Genomic DNA, 20,694 nt, shown 5'->3' on the forward strand with positions numbered 1-20,694 from the left:
CACACTCTTTGGTCAAATTTACAGCGTTTGTTGTTAATAATGAGAAAGATCAACGAAAGGAAGTCGCTGACGTCAAACGGCTTCTTGAGTGAGGTGCTGAATAGATTCTCCCTGTTCTAGCTGACTGATCAACAAGTGAGCGGCTTTACTGCCAGCTTGTTGGTAACCTGGGTCAATGCTATACACTTTGGGGAAAAGAAATGAGAGAAGCTCATTGCCACCAATACTAGGTTACCACAACATCTTCGCGACCCAATTCCTGCAAGCGTTTCACCGCGCCAAGTGCTAACGTGTCACTGGCACAAACCAGTGCTTGCAACTGAGTACTAATCACTTTATCCACTAAATGGTAAGCACTGTCATGGTGAAGCGCTCCGGTCTGGTAGCAAAGCGCAACTCCCTGCTCTTCACACCACTCCTGATAAGCCGTTAAACGTGCTAACCCTGTAGTTTTATCTGTAGGATCGACGCCAATAAAGGCCAAATTCGTTAAACCATCTGTCGCCAACTTACTGAGTACAGACCGAATGAGCCCTTGGTTGTCATAATTAATCGACGATACTTTATCAGTGTCCATCGCAATCACCACCGCTTTCGATTGCCAACGGCTCACCTCGTCCACATCAAGAGAAGTGAAACCAAAAACAATGACACCATCCACATTACGCTTGCGTAACACCGTCAGGTGCTCATTGGTTTTTTCTGGATCGAACTGACTTTCCATGATCACAACGTCATAACCAGCTGCGTACAATACGCTGAGCATGCCGCTCACCGCTTTGTTTTCTGAAGGGGAATCCAAACGAGAAATAATGACGCCAATAACCTTGGGGTTGCCACCACTGCGCATTGACTGGGCGGATTTAGACGGCACATAACCATGCTCGGCAATAATCGCCTCAACTTTCTGCCTCGTATCGGGCTTCACTTTAGGATCCTTAGTGAGCACCCTAGAAACCGTCGATTTCCCAACACCAGAGAGTTTAGCAATGTCCAAAATAGTGAGTTTCTTGCTCATATTACCTTCAATCTTTGACGTTATTTCGTCATACAGCCATTATACGTTTGACCTGATATCGTCAGTATTGCCTGCTTACCTTTGGTAAACAGTGCCACTTCCGCATCATTTTCTAGCTGGCCATCTAGTGTATATTTCACTCCAGATGCAGAAGGCACACGATGTAAGTGATTTTCTGTGCCATCAATAAGCACTAGCACTTGCTCATCATCTAAAGCCGTAACCACAAATTCAGCCGATTCACATTGATACAAAGTCGAAGAAAGCTCACGGCTTGCATCGTTCTGATACAGTGAGTTTGCACTTTGCTCGGTCTCGGCAGCATGTTGACTACAACCAGCAGCAACACTAAGTACGCTGCCTACCAGCAAGTACTGCCATTTATTGACGTTCATATTTATCTGCACTCCTTTGCTTTATCGCCATCATAGCTTTATCGCCATCATAACCTTAGTCAGTCATTCAGTTCCGTAGCCCGTTTTCCTTTCTTGTCGCATTCACGTAAAGGCTATGATTCAAGTAGCCTAGTCATACGGGCAGTTTATTTGGCAAGATAAGCTAAGCACGTCACGAATACTATCTAACACCACTGAAGCAATACTTTCACCACGCTCAGTTACCAACTTGCAGGTTCTGACCAAAATTTTGGTTGTCACCCCAGCCGCTTCGGCTGCCATCAAATCTTCAGCTTTATCGCCCACCATGACAGAGTTCGCCATATCAATATCAAGAAAATCGCGTGCTGAAATAAACATACCCGGTTTTGGCTTACGACATTCACAGTCTTGCTTATATTCGCCAATACCATGCTCGGGATGATGAGGACAGTAATAAATCCCATCTAACTCCACACCATTGTCGCTAAAATTCCAATCCATCCATTGTGTCAATGACATGAAGCGGTCTTCAGAAAACATACCACGAGCGACGCCGGACTGGTTGGTCACCACCACCAGCATATAGCCAAGCTGTTTTAATTTTTTGGCCGCTTCAAATACACCATCGATGTACTCAAAATCATGCTCATCACTGACATAACCATGATCAACGTTTATCACGCCATCACGATCCAAAAATACGGCGGGTTTGGCCACAGGTCACTCTCTTCTTATATATAGGTGTTAATAGACTGAATTATTACATGCTTTGATCGCTTCATCACTATGAAAATGACGTTTAGACGTCTAGACGTAAAAATATCCATTGACACAAATAAGCAAAACCCATAGCATCTTCTAGTAATTGGGATGTAGTTCAAACTTTTATGCTACTCATAGAGTTCAGGTTGATTAGATGATCGAAATTAATCAGGTAAACAAAGTGTTTTATCAAGGCACTAAAGCCATCAATGCGCTTGCTGATATAGACCTTCATATTCCAGAAGGCACAATTTTTGGCGTGATCGGCGCATCTGGCGCAGGGAAAAGCACCCTTATTCGCTGCGTCAATATGCTTGAAGCACCGACGTCTGGCGCAGTGATTGTTGATGGCGTTGATCTTACTCTGCTCTCTAAATCAGAGCTCAGCCAAGCTCGCCGTAATATTGGCATGATCTTCCAGCATTTCAACTTGCTCTCATCTCGCACTGTTTTTGGAAATGTTGCTCTTCCTCTTGAATTGGCAGGCAAAAGCCAAGCGGCAATCGAAGCGAAAGTATCTGAATTATTGGTACTGGTTGGCCTTGGCGATAAACGTGATACGTACCCAGCCAATTTAAGTGGTGGACAAAAGCAACGTGTTGCTATCGCTCGCGCACTTGCCTCCGACCCTAAAGTATTATTGTGTGACGAAGCGACCAGCGCATTAGATCCTGCCACCACCCAATCTATTTTAGAGCTGCTTAAAACCATTAATCGTAAACTTAACATCACCATTTTATTGATCACTCATGAAATGGACGTGGTAAAAAGTATTTGTCATCAAGTGGCGATTATCGGTGACGGTCGATTGGTAGAGAAAGGGTCAGTTGGTGACATTTTTGCTCACCCAAAAACTGAACTTGCGCACCAGTTCATTCGCTCGACATTGGACTTATCCATTCCTGAAGATTACCAACGTCGATTGCAAACCAGCCGAGTCGAAGGCAGCTATCCATTGGTTCGCCTTGAATTCACGGGTGCAACGGTTGATGCTCCACTTATTTCGCAAATCGCTCGCAAATACAATATCGATATCAGCATTCTTAGCTCTGATCTCGATTACGCTGACGGTGGCGTAAAATTCGGCATGATGGTTGCTGAGCTCTTTGGCACCGAACTTGATGACAATGCGGCAATAGAATACTTGCGCAACCACAACGTAAAAGTAGAGGTACTCGGTTATGTCCTTTAATTCTGTTTCAGATTGGCTGTCCCTTAATGGTGAACTGCTACTAGGCGCAACATGGGAAACCCTCTACATGGTGGCGGTTGCTGGTGTCGTTGGTTTTGCTGTAGGTATTCCTCTTGGTGTTATTTTACACACCACTAAAAAAGGTGGATTACTTGAAAATACTCGCCTCAATAATATCCTTGGTGCGATTGTTAACATGGGTCGCTCTGTGCCTTTCCTCGTCCTTATGGTCGCGATTATCCCGCTCACCAAGCTGCTAATCGGCACATTCATTGGTACTACCGCAGCGATCGTACCACTAACGATTGGTGCCATTCCATTTGTGGCTCGCCTTATTGAGGGCGCGTTACTAGAAGTCCCAAGCGGCTTGGTTGAAGCCGCCCAGTCGATGGGCGCGACGCCATATCAAATTATTTCCAAAGTGTTGCTTCCAGAAGCATTACCAACCATTGTGAATTCAGTCACGATCACGCTAGTCACGTTAGTCAGCTACTCTGCTATGGCAGGAACCGTGGGCGGTGGTGGCTTAGGTGATGTTGCGATTCGATATGGATTCCATCGATACGATGTCGTGATTATGGCCGTTACTGTGGTCATGCTTATTGTATTAGTTCAAATTATTCAATCGATTGGCGATCACATTGTTCGTCGCGTCGATCACAGATAAAGCAGTTAAAAAGTTTATAACAAGGAGAAAGTCATGAAATTCAATGTTAAAGGTTTGCTTGCTATCGCAGCGGCAGCATCAGCACTTGTGCTATCAGGTTGTGGTGAAAAAGAAGCGGACACTAACAGCATCAAAGTTGGCGTAATGGCTGGCGCAGAAGCTCAAGTTGCAGAAGTCGCAGCGAAAGTCGCGAAAGAAAAATACAACTTAGATGTTGAGCTTGTTACGTTCACTGATTATGTAACGCCAAATGCTGCACTGGATGATGGCTCAATTGATCTTAACGCATTTCAACATAAGCCATATCTTGATCAACAAGTGACTGACCGTGGCTACAAACTGACTATTGCAGGCAACTCGTTTGTTTACCCTATCGCAGGCTACTCTAAGCAGGTCACTTCTGTTGACGAGATAGCGGAAGGCGCACGTATTGCCGTACCAAACGATCCAACTAACCTTGGTCGTTCGCTACTGCTGCTTGAGCAGCAAGGTCTTATTACATTACGTGAAGGGGCTGATCTTGCAGCCACTGTGCGTGACATTGTAGAAAACCCAAAAAACATTACGATTGTTGAACTGGACGCGGCGCAACTACCACGCTCTCTTGACGATGTAGCGCTATCAATCATTAACACCACTTACGCAAGCTCTATCAACTTAACGCCAGAAAAAGACGGTGTGTTTGTTGAAAACAGTGAGTCACCTTATGTGAACCTGATTGTGGCTCGTGAAGACAATGTAAACGCTGAAAATGTGCAAAACTTTGTTAAAGCTTACCAAACAGAAGAGGTTTACAACGCAGCGTCTGACATCTTCCAAGGTGGCGTCGTTAAAGGCTGGGAATAAATACGGTACGGATTTTTAATTATTTGAAAATCCAATAGGTTACCATGATGCAACTCTCGGTTCGCATTAAAAAAGGTTGAAGCTAAACGCTTCAACCTTTTTTATTATCAGTCGAAAATACTGGCTAGTCTGCGCCCTACTTTAGGTGATCCCAAGAAATATTAGAAACGAGTCGGCAATCCTCACACTTAAAATGGAAAATGTCGTGCAGTGGCTCATCAAGTAACCATTCACCCTCACACTTAGGACACTTACGCGCCTTCTCTTCCGCGAGACTCTTACCGCCCACTTTATAAAGGTAATAGTAAGTCGGGATATGAGTCATGAACTCAATACGGCCACGAAGATCCCAACCACGTCTAAACAGATCACTGCTAACATCGCTCAACTCTCTAAGTGTGGCATGCTCAGCTCTGCAGCCTCCGCCCATCTGCACTTCATCACACGCTTGCCACTCCGTCTGCCATTTAATCACAGACTTATGGTCACCATTTAGCGTCGGTGGATTACGATACAGAGGAATCGGCAATAAGGTGTCGCCGCTTCTCAATGGCGAACACGTATGAACATAAGTCGTGTACAGCACCTGCCAACTTGGCGGCGTGATCTCCGCTGACTCTTCTGAGTTTAAATCTTGTCCCAGTAAACGCATTTTGGGTGCCAGCAAAAACGCATCCGACAATCGCTTAAAGCAAACTTTAACAAAATCTGAATGGTTTTTAGGATGTAAGCTGTCTTGTTCAGGGCAGACAACCCGAACATAAAACTCGCCATCCCCCATAACGATAGGAAACTCTCGTCCAAGTACTTGGCCATTAAAGCGAAGCGCGTCCATTAAGCCATTAATGCCTTTTTCTACCGCGGTGATCGTAGTGTTGTCAAAACACTCAAATTGAAGCTCTACAACGTACATATTAAGCGCTAAGCTCCTTTGAATATGGGTTTTTATTAAACATTAGGCTCCAACCCATTAAGAAATGAAGCTAAGTCGTCAGCAATAATATCACGGCGATCAGTGCCCAAGCGCTCTAATATGACTTGTCCGCTAATGTTACATATCGAGATCACATCCATATCTGCATCGGTAGCGGCAATAAAAATCGTCGGTTTTAGTTTCAAGCGTTTTTGAGTGACTAAGTGCCCCAATATATTTTCTTGCAAGCGAACATAATCTTCATCACTCCACACTTGCAACAGCGTTAAAGTATTGCCTTGCCATGTGGCGTCCATGTCCGCGCTGTACTGATGACCGTAGAACGCTTTGACATCATCATGAATCAATAGCTCTATACCACGCTCAATACTCTCTAACTGCTCTGGTGTTTCACGTAAGCTCGCACGCCAGAATACCTGTTGGTCATCTTTGCTTTCAATACATGGAGAAACTAGATCATATAACGCTTCATTCGCTGGGAGCGTTTGGTGCTTTTTCTGCCATGACTCTTCATAACGCTTAGCAAAAGCTTCTAACGCCTGTTGTACACTTTGATTCATATTATCTCCACTTATCATCGTACTGAACACGGATTTCCGCTCACAAAAGATGACAGCTATTCCGGGATCTCGTAAAATTCGCATTATTCTAATCGAAATATCACACAATTATGAGCAAATATTCCAACGCCAAAGAGCTTTCTGGTCTCACTCTCGGCCAAAAAACCGATTACACCAATCAATACGATCCATCTTTATTGCAGCTGCGGTGCCAAGAAGTCTTAATCGTGATGATCTCGAGCTAGGCGATGAATTACCATTTAAAGGTTGTGATGTTTGGACGCTTTACGAAATCTCATGGCTAAATAGCAAAGGGTTACCACAAGTTGCCATTGGTGAGGCCTACATCCCTGCCACCAGCGCGAACCTCATTGAGTCCAAATCTTTTAAACTCTATCTCAATAGTTATAACCAAACTCGCTTTGCTAGCTGGGACGAGGTTCAGCGTTCAATTCAAAGCGATCTGTCGAACTGTGCAGGGGAAGAGGTCACCCTCAAACTGATTCCAGTAAAAGACTATGAACACTCTGCAATTGTCGGCATGGCGGGCGAGTGCATCGATGATCAAGATATTGAAATTAATAGCTATGAGTTCGATGCTAATTTACTGCAACACGCAACCAGTGACGTGATAGTAGAAGAGGCACTTCACAGCCACTTACTAAAATCAAACTGCCTCATCACCAATCAACCAGACTGGGGGAGTGTTGAGATTCAATATCGTGGTCCCAAAATTGATCGTGAATCGTTGCTACGTTACTTAGTCTCGTTTCGTGAGCACAATGAATTTCATGAGCAATGTGTAGAACGCATTTATACCGATATAATGTCCTACTGTCGCCCAAGCTCGCTGACCGTTTACGCGCGCTATACACGACGTGGTGGCTTAGATATAAACCCTTATCGATCTAGCCTCCAATCTGCACCTGAGCATAATGCTCGTATGGCTCGACAATAAATCATCATTAGGAATGGATGCACTCATGAATTCTAAATTCTGGCCTGTATTAGGGTTATTCGCTTCGCTTCTTGCGGGGGTGTACTCCATGCCTCTTCACGCCGTTAATTTTACGTCGCCATTACTTGTTGAAGCCGATAAACTGGTCAATATTGAACCACAAAAAGCCAGCGACATTGCCAGTGATTACTTGGATAGCCGCAAATTCATAGAACAAACTGACGACCGCCCATCGAATTTGTCTAGAGACGACACAGACCAACGGGTCCGTACGCCTCTAAGTTCGGTCAATGCCCTCACAATTTTGGCTCAAGCTCAGTTCAATCTGGGACATGTGAAAGATGCGCTTGAGCGTTTAGATGAAGCAGAAGCAATGACGAAGCAGTACCGTTTACTGTTTCTAGAGCTTGATATTCGAATTTTGAAAACACGATTAACCTGGCTAAAGGATGGCGCGGGAGCCACCGCATTAGACGCCTTAAAAAGTATAGAAAGTGAGTTGGAAGGCATACGCAAAGGGCAAAGCATCGCTAATCGCACCAGCTATCGAATCAAAAAACTTCAAGGTGAAATTGCCTCCGCGGAAAACGAATTCGAGCTCGCTAATCACATGTACCAAAAGGCGGGGGTTTACATTCCTAGTGACTCCATATCGAAGCTGTCTATTGATTATCACACGGCTTATGGCACACACTTTTTACGCTATCGTCGCTATAACGAAGCATTATCTGAACTATTACTCGCATACTGGGCAGCCATTGAGCTTAATTCAGGTGATCAACTGGCAAACATCAACCAGTTACTCGCACAGCTATTTATGCAAAGGCAAGTGCTCGACAAAGCTCTAGAACACCTTTCTCAGGCTGCCGACTTTTACGATAGCTACCCCGACTCTCCAGTGCTCGTTGACGTATTAAAACTCATGGGCGACATCTACTTCTTACAAGGCAAATACAACCTTGCATTGGTACACTACTTTAATGTCGTCGATCATCGGAGTTTCGACCGGAATATAGAGAAAGTTATCGACATTCGCATTAGCCTCGCATCGACCTATTTGCAGCTCTATAACTATCCATTAGCGGAACAGTATTTAACTCGAGCACAAAGCTTATTGTCCTTGTCTGACTACCCTGCGCTTAAAGCGCGTGCAGCACTGCTCTACGCTGGGTTGGCCTATCACCAAAAGGACAGTGACAAAGTCTTACTGCACGCCAACGAAGCGTTAGCGCTTAGTCAATCACTTAAGCAGACCTCAATTGAGCAACAATCGTATCAACTGCTGGCTCTTGGACATGAGCAAAAAGGTAATTACAAACTCGCACTCGAAAACATTAAGCATGCCAACTCACTACGTACGTATCAGCAAGAGCAATTAAACCAAATTAGTGAAGATGCGTTTCGTCAACAAAAACAATTTGTAGAGCAAGGACTTCACTATGAAACCCAAAAGCTTGAGTTAAAAGATTCCCTGATCGCGCAACAGAAGTTTCAAAAAGTCGCATTTGGGCTTTTTTGTACCGTTGCCATCGTATTTCTCTTCGGCTTGCGAATGTTTATTGTCAATCGACGAATCAAACACGAACTCTTAGAGCTCAACGAGACCCTATTTACTCATGCTCGCTCCGGCCTCCCCAACCTTCGGTTGCTGAATGCGAACTTACCCAGCTCATTACAACGTACCCAGCGTAATTTTGAACAATGGCAAGTCGGTGAGCTGATCAATGAGCCACTAAGTGACCGCCTACGGTTTGTCATGATTGATGTTCCGTTCCTGCGCAACATGTATCTACAAAATGGTTATAAAGCGGGATTAGAGCTAGAGCGTGCTTTTGGTGAATTTGTTCGAAATAAAATTGACCATCCAGCTCGCATTTATCATTTCTCCGATGCGAACTTGCTCTATATCGAACCGAGTATCAAACCGCGCACTGCTGAGAGCCTATTTGAGGAAATACAAAGCTGGGTTAGCGAGTTTGAACCCGATCGAAAAATCAACCGCATTGTCCGCGTTGGTATGGCGAACTACCCGTTCCTACCGCGAGCTTACACCGCTATCAATGATAAAGAACTCTTGGATATTTTACTGGTTTCAACGCATATGGCTCGAGACATAAGTATGCAAGAAAATAAGAGTCATTGGGTATACCTCAAAGCCATTGATAACGCACCGAAGCGGCGAGTCTTGCAACTGATGACATACGAAAAGCGTGTAAGACAGCGATTAAACAAGGGTTAATAAAAGTACATTCATCTTCTCAGAATGAGGACGGCTTCAAAAAAACGCTTACTGAAGGGTAAAAAAACAGCACTTAAACCGAAGACTAGGTGACGTTGTGATGTTTTTTGTTATTATCATTCAATGCATCAATAACATTACAACTGATTAGTTTTTATAGAATTTATGGGCCCATCTGAAAGTGATACATTAGAGCAACTCCATCTGTTAAAAGTACAGCTGGAACAATTACGTCTTGCTCAAAGGGATGCATCGCTAAAAAGTCGACGAGAGCAGACTGTACTTAAGCGCTTTATTGCCACTCTCAGCCGCGCCCATATTGGCTCTCATCCTCGTATCGATGAGAAACTGATCGAACTTCGTCACGAACTTGAACACAACGCTGACATCAGTAGTTTAATTCCTCGTTTTGCGATTTTGGAGCGACTCATCGCTCAAAAATCAGCGGCCGTCGATAAACAGAATACTTCACTAGATGAACAACTTCGTCGCAGTGGTGAAACCCTTCAGCGTATTTCTGGCTTGCCTGCACAAATTAAACGTGATTTACGCGTGGTTCTGACCTACAGCGACAAACACAGCTTCAAAAAAACCGATAACGCCATTAAGCTACTCGCGATTTACGAGAAGGCCGTGAAGATCATCACGTCAAATAGTGCTCTCACCCCTAAAGAACCCGATACTAAGCCCAATAACCATCACCTTCTTTTAGGTTTAAATGAAGAGCTGCAAAATCTCATTACAGAGCTTGATTTTGAAGGCGAGTCTGGGGAGCAACTACTCGAAATTCGCGCTAAACTACTCATGGAGATCTCTGGGGACGCGCTTCTAGAGTTGACACTAAACGTGCTACGTCTGGTGATTGATGCCACAAATTACGAAAGAAAGACCTCTGAGCAATTTTTAGAACAAGTTAACGTATCCCTGTCTAACTCGCTAAAAAATAGCACTCAAAATTTAGACCAAAACCAAGTTTACTTTGAGCAAAGACAACAAATTCATCAAGAACTTGGCTCACTGATCACGACCAGCCAAACAAATATTAACCAAAGCCAGGATCTAGAAACGGTAAAACGTACCATGGACCCGGTACTTGCCCAATTGGCCTCCCTTGCTGAACGTCTGCAACATGCCGAAATGAGAGAGCAAGCTCTGCTCGACCGGATGCAGTACAATAATAATCAGCTAGAAAACCTATTTGACGTAACGCAAGACTACCGCCGTCGGTTAGAAGACCAATCGAAGCGATTGCTTACCGATCCGTTAACCAAGGTTTACAACCGAACAGCCTTGCTAGACAAGTTAGAATTAGAGTACCGCCGATGGCTAAAAAATCAGCATTCACTGCGATTAGTCATTCTTGATATTGATAAATTTAAGAGTATTAACCATAACTTTGGCTACAGCGCTGGTGATAAAGCGCTAAAGATCATTGCTCGCACTATCGCTAATACGGTCGCTGATACTGATACCGTCGCTCGCTTTTCAGGCGAAGAGTTCATTCTTATTATGCCGGAACAAAACGACGCTCACTGCCAGAAGATAGTTCAAGAAATTCAATATAAAATCAGCAACTTACCATTTAAGTTTCGCGACCAACTCATCACTATCACCTTGTCGGCTGCCAGTACTGAGTTCAATCAAAACGACACCCCAGACGAAGCGTTGGAGCGTCTCAACCAGATCTTAATACAAACCAAAAAGCTGGGCCCAAACCAGTTTGCATGGAAAGCGTAATCCACTGTTATTAATAAATAGTGATAGAAAGTTGCCTTATATTTGCTAGTCTAATAACTAACCTATGTCGTTAAGTATTAACGAGTTGTGGTTTATAACAATACTAATTATGGCTAATGCATTGCCCTCCCCTACGTTCAGTACCGCACATTTTCATGTACTGTCTCTTCGCCTCGGTTGGCAATCGCTTTTGGTTCTAGACAAAGGAAATGCCTATGATCACGCATATCAGTCCTGCTGGCAGCATGGACCTTCTTTCTCAACTTGAAGTTGAGCGCCTTAAAAAAACCGCCGCTAGTGACCTCTATCAGCTCTATCGAAACTGTACGCTTGCGGTACTAAATTCAGGCAGCCACACTGACAACTCAAAAGAGCTACTAGACAAACACCTTTCCTTTGATGTCAATGTCATGCGACGTGAGCGAGGCATCAAACTTGAACTGTCTAACCCTCCTGAGCACGCGTTTGTTGATGGACAGATTATTAAAGGGATTCAAGAACACCTATTTGCGGTGTTACGTGACATCGTCTATGTCAATATGCACCTTGCCGATAGCCAGCGCCTTAATCTCACTAACTCGGCGCATATTACTAACCTGGTCTTTGGTATTTTACGCAACGCCCGAGCACTCACTCCGGGAATTGAACCTAACCTCATTGTTTGTTGGGGTGGGCACTCAATCAATCCAACCGAATATCAATATACTCGAGAAGTCGGTAATGAATTAGGGCTACGAGAACTCAATATTTGTACTGGTTGTGGACCCGGTGCAATGGAAGGCCCTATGAAAGGCGCAGCCATTGGCCACGCCAAGCAGCGCTATACCGAAAAGCGCTACCTAGGGCTCACCGAACCTTCTATCATCGCCGCTGAGCCACCGAACCCTATCGTTAACGAACTGGTGATCATGCCAGATATAGAAAAACGTTTGGAAGCCTTCGTGCGCATGGCACACGGCATCATCATTTTCCCAGGAGGCCCAGGAACAGCAGAAGAGCTGCTCTATATTCTGGGCATTATGATGCACCCTGATAATGCAGAACAGCCTCTACCTATTGTGCTGACTGGACCAAAAGAAAGTGAAGCCTATTTCCGCTCTATTGATGAGTTTGTGCGAGACACGCTGGGTGAAGAAGCGCAAAAGCACTACCAGATTATTATTGACGATCCTGCTAAAGCGGCCAGAGTCATGAAAAATGCCATGCCTGATGTCCGTGAGCACCGGAAGAAAAATGGCGATGCGTACAGTTACAATTGGTCGTTACATATTGAGCCTGAATTCCAACTCCCGTTTGACCCAACACATGAGAATATGGCGGGATTAGACTTACACCTTAACCAACGTCCAGAAAACCTCGCAGCGGCGCTTGGGCAGGCATTCTCTGGGATTGTTGCTGGTAATGTTAAGGCGGAAGGTATTCTAGAAATAGAAAAACACGGTCCATTCTTGATTGATGGCGATAAAGCACTCATGACAAAAATGGACAAATTACTTGGCGATTTTGTTCAGCAGCAACGTATGAAACTACCCGGCTCAGAATATATCCCATGTTATAAGATAGCCAACCGCGAATAAAAGCCTGAAACTGCTCGTGAGATTCATTACAATAAGACCACGTTATTCTGTGGTCTTTTTTTATGTCTATTCATCTTGTTATTATTGATGCACTTAATCTTCTCCGACGGGTGCATGCCGTACAACCTGACCCAGAAGATATTGATCGTACCATCCTCACGACGACCCGCACTCTAAAGCGAATCATTAAAGAGTCCGAGCCGACTCATATTATTGCGGTTTTTGACCATCACGACCAAGATCGCGGTTGGCGAGCAGAGATCCTTCCTGAATATAAACAAAACCGCAAACCCATGCCTGAGCCGCTCTATTTAGGGCTAGAAAAGGTTCAAGACGCGTGGTGGCAGCTGGGGATTGATTCGCTACTCTCCGAGGGAGATGAAGCAGACGATTTAGTAGCAACACTAGCCGTTAAGGTTGCGAGTCGCGGCGAGAAGGCCACTATCATCTCAACAGACAAAGGATATTGCCAGCTACTATCACCAACCCTACAGATCCGCGACTATTTCCAACACCGTTGGCTTGACGCTCCTTTCATCGAAGCTGAATTTGGTGTCAAATAAGCACAACTTGCCGACTATTGGGGATTAACAGGCGTGAGTTCTTCTCAAGTGTCCGGTATTCCTGGCGTGGGACCTAAAGCGGCCAAAGAGATCCTAACGCAATATGACAGCATTGAAGCCGCGTTTGCAGGTGAAGAGTTGCCAAAGAAATATCGTAAAAAACTGGATGAGCACATCGACATAGCACGCAAGTGCAAACAGATCTCGTCGTTAAAAACCGATATAGAGCTAGGCTTTAATTTACAAGATATTCGCTTTGAAGAGGAATAGAGATTTTGAAGAAGAATAGAGATAGAGCTCTTGGTTTCTAGGAGCGTATCGTCCAGAAACCAAGAGTCTTAAAAACATTAATGTGGCGAGATATTAGATAGCACTTGAATATGTACCGTAATTTCTTCGCGGTCATGGTACAAATGCTTCGCTTGAAGCGTAAACTTCACCTTATTTTCTATTAGAAATATTTTCAGGTTCTCAATGTCCTGAAGCACTTCATCATAGCGGCCTTTCATCGGCAGCTTGAGGTTAAAGATGGTTTCTTTCGCCCAGCCTTTAATTAACCACTCACCCATCAGTTGTGCAACACGTGAAGGCTTTTCAATCATATCGCACACCAACCACGTCACATTCTTACGGGGTGGCTCAAACTTAAAACCATCCGCTTGGTGGTGCTTCACTTGCCCTGTGTCCATTAGGCTATCCGCCATCATGCCATTATCAATCGCATGCACAAACATAGAACGACGCACAAGCTGATACGTCCAACCACCCGGGCACGCACCTAAATCTACGCCCCACATACCAGAAGCAAGGCGTGTATCCCACTCTTCTCGTGGGATAAACACATGGAAAGCTTCTTCCAATTTCAACGTTGAACGGCTTGGTGCATCGGCTGGGAACTTGAGTCTAGGTATCCCCATAAAGAACGCAGAGTTGTTCACAGGTAAAGAATAACCAATATAGCAGTGACCCGGCTCCGTAAAGCAAATATGCAAGACTGGCTTTTTCGCATTGTCTTTGTTGTAGAGCAAACCTTTACCACGCATCGCTTGACGCACTGGAACCGTGAATTTACGGCAGAATTTTAGCAGCTCTTTGGCTTCATTCGTGTCTGGCGTTTCGATACGAAGGTCGCCACACATCGGCAAGCCATCTACCTGACTTAACGACTCGAGGATTGGCGAGATACGGTCGTCTGATGGAAGTGACTCTAGCTCACTCGCAATGGCAAAGATCTGACGAGCAAAGATCAGCGATTTAAAGTCAAGGTCGCGGACTAGTTTTGCTGCATCACCTTCTTGGTAGCATTCAAATAACACATATCCTGAGTTATTTTTTACTCTTGGAAAACCAAAGACCTCAAGCTGTGTTGCTTTGTCTTGAATTTCACCAGCACACTCTTTTTCGAATCCAGAGCGGCAATATAGCATTAACTGTTTCACTGATTGACTCCATCGTTGGTCGTATCGTCAGTCATCCGATATCCACCTAGCGCGAGAAAGCCCCACCCCAACATGAACATCACACCACCTAAAGGGGTAATTGGTCCAAACCACTTCACCCCTGTCAGCGCTAGTGCATAAAGACTACCGCTGAAGAAAAGGATGCCGATGATAAAGCAAATCGCGGCACGATGAAACGCCTTTTGTGAATTAGCGTGTCGGGTAGTAATCATGAACAAGGCACAAAATAGTAATGCCAGCGTATGAAGAAACTGATACGTCACACCCGTTTGAAAAACACCCAATAAATACGGAGACAGTAACGCCTTTAACCCATGCGCAGCAAAGGCACCTAAAGCGACGCTAATTAAGCCGGATAACGCCGCTGTCACAATAAATAACTAAGCTAGATTGACGGTAGTATTGTGTCATCAGGTTAGCAGACATCCGTGATTCCTTTAACAAATAGTGCTAATCGATCAACCGCCATTTGGCGGTTTTGAGTTTCAGTAAAGCCAGAAGACTTTCTTGGTTTTAAGCTATGATCACCGTCGGGGATAAAGGTTACTGCGACTTCGTTCGAAAACTCAAAGGCATCAAACTCTTCACGTTTACCAAACGTATCTCGCTCACCTTGCAAAATTAGACAAGGTTTAGCGATGCTCGCCAGCTGCTCGCCTTTATATTTTTCCGGTTTGCCAGGGGGGTGAAATGGGAACCCCAAACAAGCCACCGCTTTTACGTTGTCATGTTCAGAAAGCAGCGATGCCATACGCCCACCCATGGATTTACCACCGATCACAATCTGATTATCATCAAGCAATATGTTCAATCACTTCGGTCATCGCTGCTAATAACTTAGGCGCACGATCCGGTGGGCGCTTCTTACCATCTTCGGCTCGCTTAACCATATACGGGAAATTAAAACGTACCACTCTGATCTCTTTGGCCGCTAATCGGCTGGCAACATCTTGCATGAACTCATGGTCCATTCCCGCCCCCGCCCCATGAGCAAACAAAAATATCGGCGCGCCTTCTGGGCCATCAAAAATAAGATTATCCATCAAATAATACTTCCTGTTCTTTTTGCGCCTTAACTAACATCCAGTCTCTAAAAGTCGCGATACGCCCCATGTCCGCTTGTTTTTCATGACAAACAACATAGAAGGCATTTTTGCTAACAAGGACTTCATCAAACGGCGCAATCAAACGCCCGGCATCTAACTCTGGTTGCGCTAATACGTTATTACCTAACGCAATGCCTTGCCCATGAGCCGCGGCTTGCAGCACCATTGTCGAATGACTAAAAATTGGACCATGGTTCACATTGACACCATCTAATTCATTTTGCTTAGTAAATTGTTTCCAATCTTTACGCGATGTGTCATGCAACAAGGTATGTTTCGATAGATCAGCTAAGGTATCCAGTGGTTTTGTCCCCAGCAGTAATGCAGGAGAGCACAGCGGAACCAAAAACTCTTGATATAATTTATCTGCACGTAGACCCGACCAATTGCCTCTACCATAGTAAATCGCCACATCCACATCATCGGTTAGTGAGCCCTCATCCATATCAACCGCCTTAATACGCACGTCAATATCCGGCTCTTGCTCATTAAAATCCGCGAGGCGTGGTACCAACCACTGAATGGCAAAACTAGGCGGCAAACTAATGGTTAGTGCGCCTTTCTCACTACGCTCAAGCACTTTGTCAGTCGCTTCCGACAAGGCGGTAAATATATCTTTGATATCAAGAAAGTAGCTTTGTCCCTCTTCCGTTAGAAGTAGCGAACGATTCCGGCGTCGAAATAACTTTAACCCTAGGAATTCTTCAAGCGCTTTTATTTGATGACTCACTGCGGCTTGAGTAACAAAAGCTCTTCAGCTGCGCGAGTAAAGCTTAAATGACGCGCGGCAGCTTCAAAAACTTTCAGTGAGTTTAGTGGCGGTAAACGTCTAGACATAGAGCACTCTCAAATGCATTAGTTTTTTTTATCTGAAACATTATAATTTGTCCATTGCCGAACAGCCAGAGAAATTCTATATTTCATCCCGCAAACGCGAGTCTGAACGGCTTGGTTCTCTCTAGAATCAATTGACTCGCGATTGCGATGTTGTGTTTGCAATCTCGATTTTCGAGTTCGGTAGATTCTACCACCATGCTTTGATTAGTTATCCCCTATTCGAAGTGTGTACTTCCTGTATTTTGACCTGTCTGTCAAATTTTCATACACCGCCTTTATGGCGGTGTTTTTTTTTGCCTAAAATTGGCCAGTTCAAAATCTGCATAAAAAAACGGTCACAATATGTGACCGTTTTTTGCAAATCTATAAATAGCTGAGCTAATCGTTAATTACAGTCCTGCGTTAGCAAAAACTTGGTTAACAATCTCTTGAGCTTCTGCTTCAATAAGCTTGAGGTGCGCTTCGCCCTTAAAGCTTTCACAGTAGATTTTGTAGATGTCTTCTGTTCCAGATGGACGAGCCGCAAACCAACCATTTTCGGTGGTTACTTTAAGGCCGCCAATTGCCGCACCATTACCCGGAGCGTGCGTTAGACGTGCAGTTATTGCATCACCCGCTAACGTCTCAGCCGAAACCATATCCGGAGACAGTTTCTTCAAGATATTTTTCTGCTCAGTATTAGCAACGGCTTGAATACGGTTGTATTGTGACTCACCATGCTTAGCAGCAAGCGCTTCATAATACTCTTGTGGGTTTTTACCCGTCACGGCCGTAATTTCAGCCGCAAGAAGACATAAAATAATGCCGTCTTTATCCGTTGACCAAGGTGTACCATCTTTACGCAAGAATGAAGCACCAGCGCTCTCTTCACCACCAAAGCCAAACTCACCGTTATACAGCCCATCAACGAACCATTTGAAGCCAACAGGCACTTCACATAGCGTACGACCAAGATCGGCAACAACACGATCAATTAGAGCGCTTGAAACTAAGGTCTTGCCCACAGCAACATCTGCGCGCCATTGCGTACGATGGCGGTATAGGTAGTCAATACAAACCGCAAGATAATGGTTAGGATTCATTAAGCCTTTTGGTGTTACGATACCATGGCGGTCGTAATCGGGATCATTACCAAACGCAAGGTCATAGTCATCCTTAAGCGCCAATAAACCCGCCATCGCATACGGCGATGAACAATCCATACGAACGACACCATCTTTATCGAGTGACATAAATTGGAAAGATGGGTCAATGGCTTCGCTCACTAAGGTCAAATCAAGATTGAACGTCTTGGCAATTTGACGCCAATACTCAATGCCTGAGCCGCCCAATGGATCGACACCAATTTTTAGATTCGCTTTTTGAATCGCTTCAATATCAATAACGTTAACAAGATCATCGATATACGGTTTAACCAAATCACGCGACTCAACAAGTTCAGATTTCAATGCTGTTGCAATAGGAAGACGTTTTACGTCTTTTAGCTCTGCAGCAATGATCTCATTGGCACGATCTTCAATCGCCTGAGTCAATTCAGCCTCAGCAGGACCACCATGCGTCGGGTTATACTTAATACCACCGTCTTGAGGCGGATTGTGCGATGGCGTAATAACAATACCATCAGCCTTAGCGTCATTGACAAGGTTATGAGTCAAAATGGCGTGAGAAACGCCTGGAGTTGGGGTGTAACCGCCTTCTTCTTGAATGACGACATGCACTCCATTAGCAACTAACACCTCTACCACATTGGCAAAAGCTAGCTCAGATAATGCGTGCGTGTCTTTACCAATAAACAACGGGCCTGTGGTCCCGTGTTGCGCACGTACTTCAGCAACCGCTTGAGATATAGCGAGGATATGATTTTCGTTAAACGTGGCTTTATCGGCACTGCCACGGTGACCAGAGGTACCAAATTGAACTCGATGTGCGGAGTTTTGTGGTTCTGGTTGAATGAGAAAATAGTTCGAAACTAGTGCGGGAATGTTGTACAAATCTTCTTGCTGAGCCTTCTGGCCCGCTCGAGGATGGATAGCCATAACAGACGTCCTTATAATATTAAGCCTAAAATAAAAAAAACCTCATAATGTCCGCCAGTTGTCAGGTCGCTATGAGGTTTGAATCGAAACTCTAAATCGAAGTCGTCACTTTCTCGACGATATCTACAGGCAATCCCATCACGGTCATCACCTGCTCGACCATTTGCCGCTTGCGGCTAGTATTGGTATTGGTAATGACCCACAGCGGTGTATTTGGAATGGCTTTAGGTTTTGTTGTCGTGCCACTTTCTAATAACGTATTTTCATTATCGGCGAAATACACTCGCTTACGACCTTTAACCTGCGTCGCTTCAGAAAAGCCTTCTGGATTCAAGCGATGAAGGGTTGATAGCACCAACATAAATCTATCGATCGCTTTCTTTAACCCTGCAAATTCGTCAGAGATAAGCAAAGTGCGCATTTCTTTAACAAAATCAACCTGTTCTACTTTTGGCGCTTCTTTGCTGACTACGATAGTTTTAGCGGCGGTCAGGTTTCTGTTCCGTTTTAGACGCATCAACATTGAGCAGTCGCCTCAAAATATCAGAAGCACTCTCACCGATATGGTGGGTTTGACTGGCAATGTAACGGTATAGATCCTCATCAACCTCAATTGTTTTCATTCGCTTTTCACAATCTCTATGTTTAAACTCTGGATGATTATAACGAGTTCCGCCGTGAACCTCTACGATAAACGCATCACGAATAACAGAAAAATGTCATCACTATTAAACTATAAAAGAGAAGGGAGTGGCCAGCCCGTCGTATTGATTCATGGCCTGTTTGGCGACCTCAACAACTTAGGGGTACTTGCTCGCGACTTAAAACAAGACTTTGACGTCATCAGCATAGACTTGAGAAATCATGGTAAGTCCTTTCATAGCAGCCATCACAGCTATCCTATGATGGCAAAAGATGTCAGTATTCTCCTTGATTCTCTCAACATCACATCACCCATTATTATTGGTCACTCTATGGGTGGAAAAGTCGCCATGGCGCTTTGTGAGCAATATCCACTAGCCAAACTGATTGTGCTCGACATGTCACCAGTAAAATATCACACCCGACGCCATGATAATGTGCTAGCGGGACTGGATACGGTACTATCAACGAAACCGACCACTCGTAGCGAGGCGATGGAACAGTTAGCACAACATGTTGAAATAGAGGGTGTACGCCAATTTTTGGGTAAATCGCTCTACAAAGTTGATGATTATTTAACGTGGCGATTTAATGTCCAATCCCTTAAAGCAAACTACTTAAACATCCTAGACTGGCAGCCCATTACGAAAACCGATGTCCCTGTGCTGTTTATTAAAGGCGGTGACTCCGATTATCTAACCGTGGAGCATCAACCTTTCATTCAACAACAGTTTTCTCATCCAAAAGCACATGTGATCGCGAATACAGGACATTGGTTACATGCAGAAAAACCCACAGAAGTACTCAGAGCAATCCGTAAATTTATCTAATTTAGACATCAAACCAAGGCTTGTTGACCAGCGTGGATTAACTTTAGCTTTTAACAGTGGTATAGTTTCGCGCAAGCATATTGGCATAAAGGAATAGCATGCTCTACGACTACATAGACAAGTTGGAATCTATCGGATTAGATCTATTGTTTGCGTCGATTTTCTTTTTAATCGGCATGGCAATAAAAGACGTTCTCAAGCAAGGCAACGTCCCAACGTTTGGTCGTCGTATCGTATGGCTGGTGCTCTTTCTAGGTTGTGCTGGATTCATTGCCAAAGGCATAATCCAACTAAGCTGGGAAGGCTCAGGGATTAGTTAACTATCCCCACTTCTTTAGTCAAAAATAGACAAT

Annotated in this window: 14 protein-coding genes and 7 pseudogenes; 10 read left to right on the forward strand and 11 right to left on the reverse strand. The window is 44.5% G+C overall.

Translation table 11 applies throughout. The features are described 5' to 3' along the window. Positions 1-72: 72 nt before the first annotated feature. The 3 genes and pseudogenes from treR to gmhB form a co-directional block, all read right to left on the reverse strand. Positions 73-1,018, reverse strand: a pseudogene (gene treR / locus AC0L66_RS14390) (trehalose operon repressor TreR). Positions 1,019-1,038: 20 nt separating this feature from the next. Continuing rightward, positions 1,039-1,413 carry an MliC family protein gene (locus AC0L66_RS14395; RefSeq protein WP_473567768.1) on the reverse strand — a complete coding sequence of 125 codons (375 nt, stop codon included), beginning with the start codon at positions 1,411-1,413 and terminating at the stop codon, positions 1,039-1,041. Positions 1,414-1,542: 129 nt separating this feature from the next. Then, positions 1,543-2,112, reverse strand: coding sequence for a D-glycero-beta-D-manno-heptose 1,7-bisphosphate 7-phosphatase (gene gmhB / locus AC0L66_RS14400; protein WP_473567770.1), 570 nt, complete (start codon positions 2,110-2,112; stop codon positions 1,543-1,545). 199 nt (positions 2,113-2,311) lie between these two features. Here gmhB and metN point away from each other — a divergent pair, with 199 nt between their 5' ends. Genes metN through AC0L66_RS14415 form a run of 3 tightly spaced genes read left to right on the forward strand, consistent with a single transcriptional unit; the run spans position 2,312 to position 4,862 of the window. Beyond that, on the forward strand, positions 2,312-3,349 hold the full coding sequence (gene metN / locus AC0L66_RS14405) for a methionine ABC transporter ATP-binding protein MetN (protein ID WP_473567771.1): 1,038 nt from the start codon (positions 2,312-2,314) through the stop codon (positions 3,347-3,349). Then, positions 3,339-4,016, forward strand: a complete 678-nt coding sequence (locus tag AC0L66_RS14410) for a methionine ABC transporter permease (protein WP_265673786.1) — start codon at positions 3,339-3,341, stop codon at positions 4,014-4,016. Before metN ends, AC0L66_RS14410 begins: the two co-directional genes overlap by 11 nt. Before the next feature lie 33 nt (positions 4,017-4,049). Further along, a complete protein-coding gene (locus tag AC0L66_RS14415) occupies positions 4,050-4,862 on the forward strand; it encodes a MetQ/NlpA family lipoprotein (protein WP_265673785.1) in 813 nt (270 codons plus the stop codon). 136 nt (positions 4,863-4,998) lie between these two features. On the opposite strand, the gene AC0L66_RS14420 is transcribed toward AC0L66_RS14415, so the two are convergent. Both AC0L66_RS14420 and syd read right to left on the reverse strand, forming a co-directional pair. Continuing rightward, positions 4,999-5,775, reverse strand: coding sequence for a Zn-ribbon-containing protein (locus AC0L66_RS14420; RefSeq protein WP_265673784.1), 777 nt, complete (start codon positions 5,773-5,775; stop codon positions 4,999-5,001). A 35-nt stretch (positions 5,776-5,810) separates the two neighbouring features. Beyond that, a complete protein-coding gene (gene syd, locus AC0L66_RS14425) occupies positions 5,811-6,356 on the reverse strand; it encodes a SecY-interacting protein (RefSeq protein ID WP_265673783.1) in 546 nt (181 codons plus the stop codon). Between the two features lie 110 nt (positions 6,357-6,466). On the opposite strand from syd, the pseudogene queF reads away from it, so the two are divergent. From queF to xni, 5 genes and pseudogenes are all read left to right on the forward strand, one after another. After that, positions 6,467-7,314: pseudogene (queF, locus tag AC0L66_RS14430) on the forward strand (NADPH-dependent 7-cyano-7-deazaguanine reductase QueF). Positions 7,315-7,339: 25 nt separating this feature from the next. Then, positions 7,340-9,615: pseudogene (locus tag AC0L66_RS14435) on the forward strand (tetratricopeptide repeat protein). 103 nt (positions 9,616-9,718) lie between these two features. Next, positions 9,719-11,290: a GGDEF domain-containing protein gene (locus tag AC0L66_RS14440; protein WP_265673781.1), complete on the forward strand. Its 1,572-nt coding sequence runs from the start codon at positions 9,719-9,721 to the stop codon at positions 11,288-11,290. Between the two features lie 215 nt (positions 11,291-11,505). Continuing rightward, a complete protein-coding gene (ppnN, locus tag AC0L66_RS14445; protein WP_473567772.1) occupies positions 11,506-12,867 on the forward strand; it encodes a nucleotide 5'-monophosphate nucleosidase PpnN in 1,362 nt (453 codons plus the stop codon). Between the two features lie 62 nt (positions 12,868-12,929). Next, a pseudogene (gene xni / locus AC0L66_RS14450) lies at positions 12,930-13,700 on the forward strand (flap endonuclease Xni). 77 nt (positions 13,701-13,777) lie between these two features. Here the strand turns inward: xni and rlmM are convergent. The 6 genes and pseudogenes from rlmM to seqA all read right to left on the reverse strand — a co-directional run bounded on the left by rlmM (position 13,778) and on the right by seqA (position 19,492). Further along, positions 13,778-14,869 (reverse strand): 23S rRNA (cytidine(2498)-2'-O)-methyltransferase RlmM, encoded by a 1,092-nt coding sequence (rlmM, locus tag AC0L66_RS14455; protein WP_265673778.1) that lies wholly within the window; start codon positions 14,867-14,869, stop codon positions 13,778-13,780. After that, a complete protein-coding gene (locus AC0L66_RS14460; RefSeq protein ID WP_473569270.1) occupies positions 14,866-15,264 on the reverse strand; it encodes a DUF423 domain-containing protein in 399 nt (132 codons plus the stop codon). Before AC0L66_RS14460 ends, rlmM begins: the two co-directional genes overlap by 4 nt. A 41-nt stretch (positions 15,265-15,305) precedes the next feature. Then, positions 15,306-15,933 (reverse strand): annotated as a pseudogene (locus AC0L66_RS14465) (alpha/beta family hydrolase). Then, positions 15,926-16,833 (reverse strand): annotated as a pseudogene (locus AC0L66_RS14470) (transcriptional regulator GcvA). The pseudogenes AC0L66_RS14465 and AC0L66_RS14470 overlap by 8 nt, the downstream one beginning before the upstream one ends. 389 nt (positions 16,834-17,222) lie before the next feature. Further along, positions 17,223-18,869, reverse strand: a complete 1,647-nt coding sequence (pgm, locus tag AC0L66_RS14475; protein ID WP_473567773.1) for a phosphoglucomutase (alpha-D-glucose-1,6-bisphosphate-dependent) — start codon at positions 18,867-18,869, stop codon at positions 17,223-17,225. Positions 18,870-18,960: 91 nt separating this feature from the next. Then, positions 18,961-19,492: pseudogene (seqA, locus tag AC0L66_RS14480) on the reverse strand (replication initiation negative regulator SeqA). Positions 19,493-19,585: 93 nt separating this feature from the next. Between seqA and AC0L66_RS14485 the strand changes: the two are divergent. Both AC0L66_RS14485 and AC0L66_RS14490 read left to right on the forward strand, forming a co-directional pair. Continuing rightward, a complete protein-coding gene (locus AC0L66_RS14485; RefSeq protein ID WP_473567775.1) occupies positions 19,586-20,341 on the forward strand; it encodes an alpha/beta fold hydrolase in 756 nt (251 codons plus the stop codon). Positions 20,342-20,439: 98 nt separating this feature from the next. Then, entirely contained in the window at positions 20,440-20,661 is a 222-nt protein-coding gene (locus tag AC0L66_RS14490; RefSeq protein WP_250615644.1) for a DUF2788 domain-containing protein, read from the forward strand. Positions 20,662-20,694: the final 33 nt, after the last annotated feature.

It is taken from the genome of Vibrio sp. GJ43-1 (assembly GCF_055808835.1).

Excerpts from the sequence above, each read along its gene's own strand:
- AC0L66_RS14410 (WP_265673786.1), top strand. The coding sequence starts at position 3,339 with ATGTCCTTTAATTCTGTTTCAGATTGGCTGTCCCTTAATGGTGAACTG.
- AC0L66_RS14440 (WP_265673781.1), top strand. The coding sequence starts at position 9,719 with ATGGGCCCATCTGAAAGTGATACATTAGAGCAACTCCATCTGTTAAAA.
- syd (WP_265673783.1), bottom strand. The coding sequence starts at position 6,356 with ATGAATCAAAGTGTACAACAGGCGTTAGAAGCTTTTGCTAAGCGTTAT.
- AC0L66_RS14415 (WP_265673785.1), top strand. The coding sequence starts at position 4,050 with ATGAAATTCAATGTTAAAGGTTTGCTTGCTATCGCAGCGGCAGCATCA.
- pgm (WP_473567773.1), bottom strand. The coding sequence starts at position 18,869 with ATGGCTATCCATCCTCGAGCGGGCCAGAAGGCTCAGCAAGAAGATTTG.
- AC0L66_RS14420 (WP_265673784.1), bottom strand. The coding sequence starts at position 5,775 with ATGTACGTTGTAGAGCTTCAATTTGAGTGTTTTGACAACACTACGATC.
- AC0L66_RS14395 (WP_473567768.1), bottom strand. The coding sequence starts at position 1,413 with ATGAACGTCAATAAATGGCAGTACTTGCTGGTAGGCAGCGTACTTAGT.
- AC0L66_RS14485 (WP_473567775.1), top strand. The coding sequence starts at position 19,586 with ATGTCATCACTATTAAACTATAAAAGAGAAGGGAGTGGCCAGCCCGTC.
- AC0L66_RS14490 (WP_250615644.1), top strand. The coding sequence starts at position 20,440 with ATGCTCTACGACTACATAGACAAGTTGGAATCTATCGGATTAGATCTA.
- ppnN (WP_473567772.1), top strand. The coding sequence starts at position 11,506 with ATGATCACGCATATCAGTCCTGCTGGCAGCATGGACCTTCTTTCTCAA.
- metN (WP_473567771.1), top strand. The coding sequence starts at position 2,312 with ATGATCGAAATTAATCAGGTAAACAAAGTGTTTTATCAAGGCACTAAA.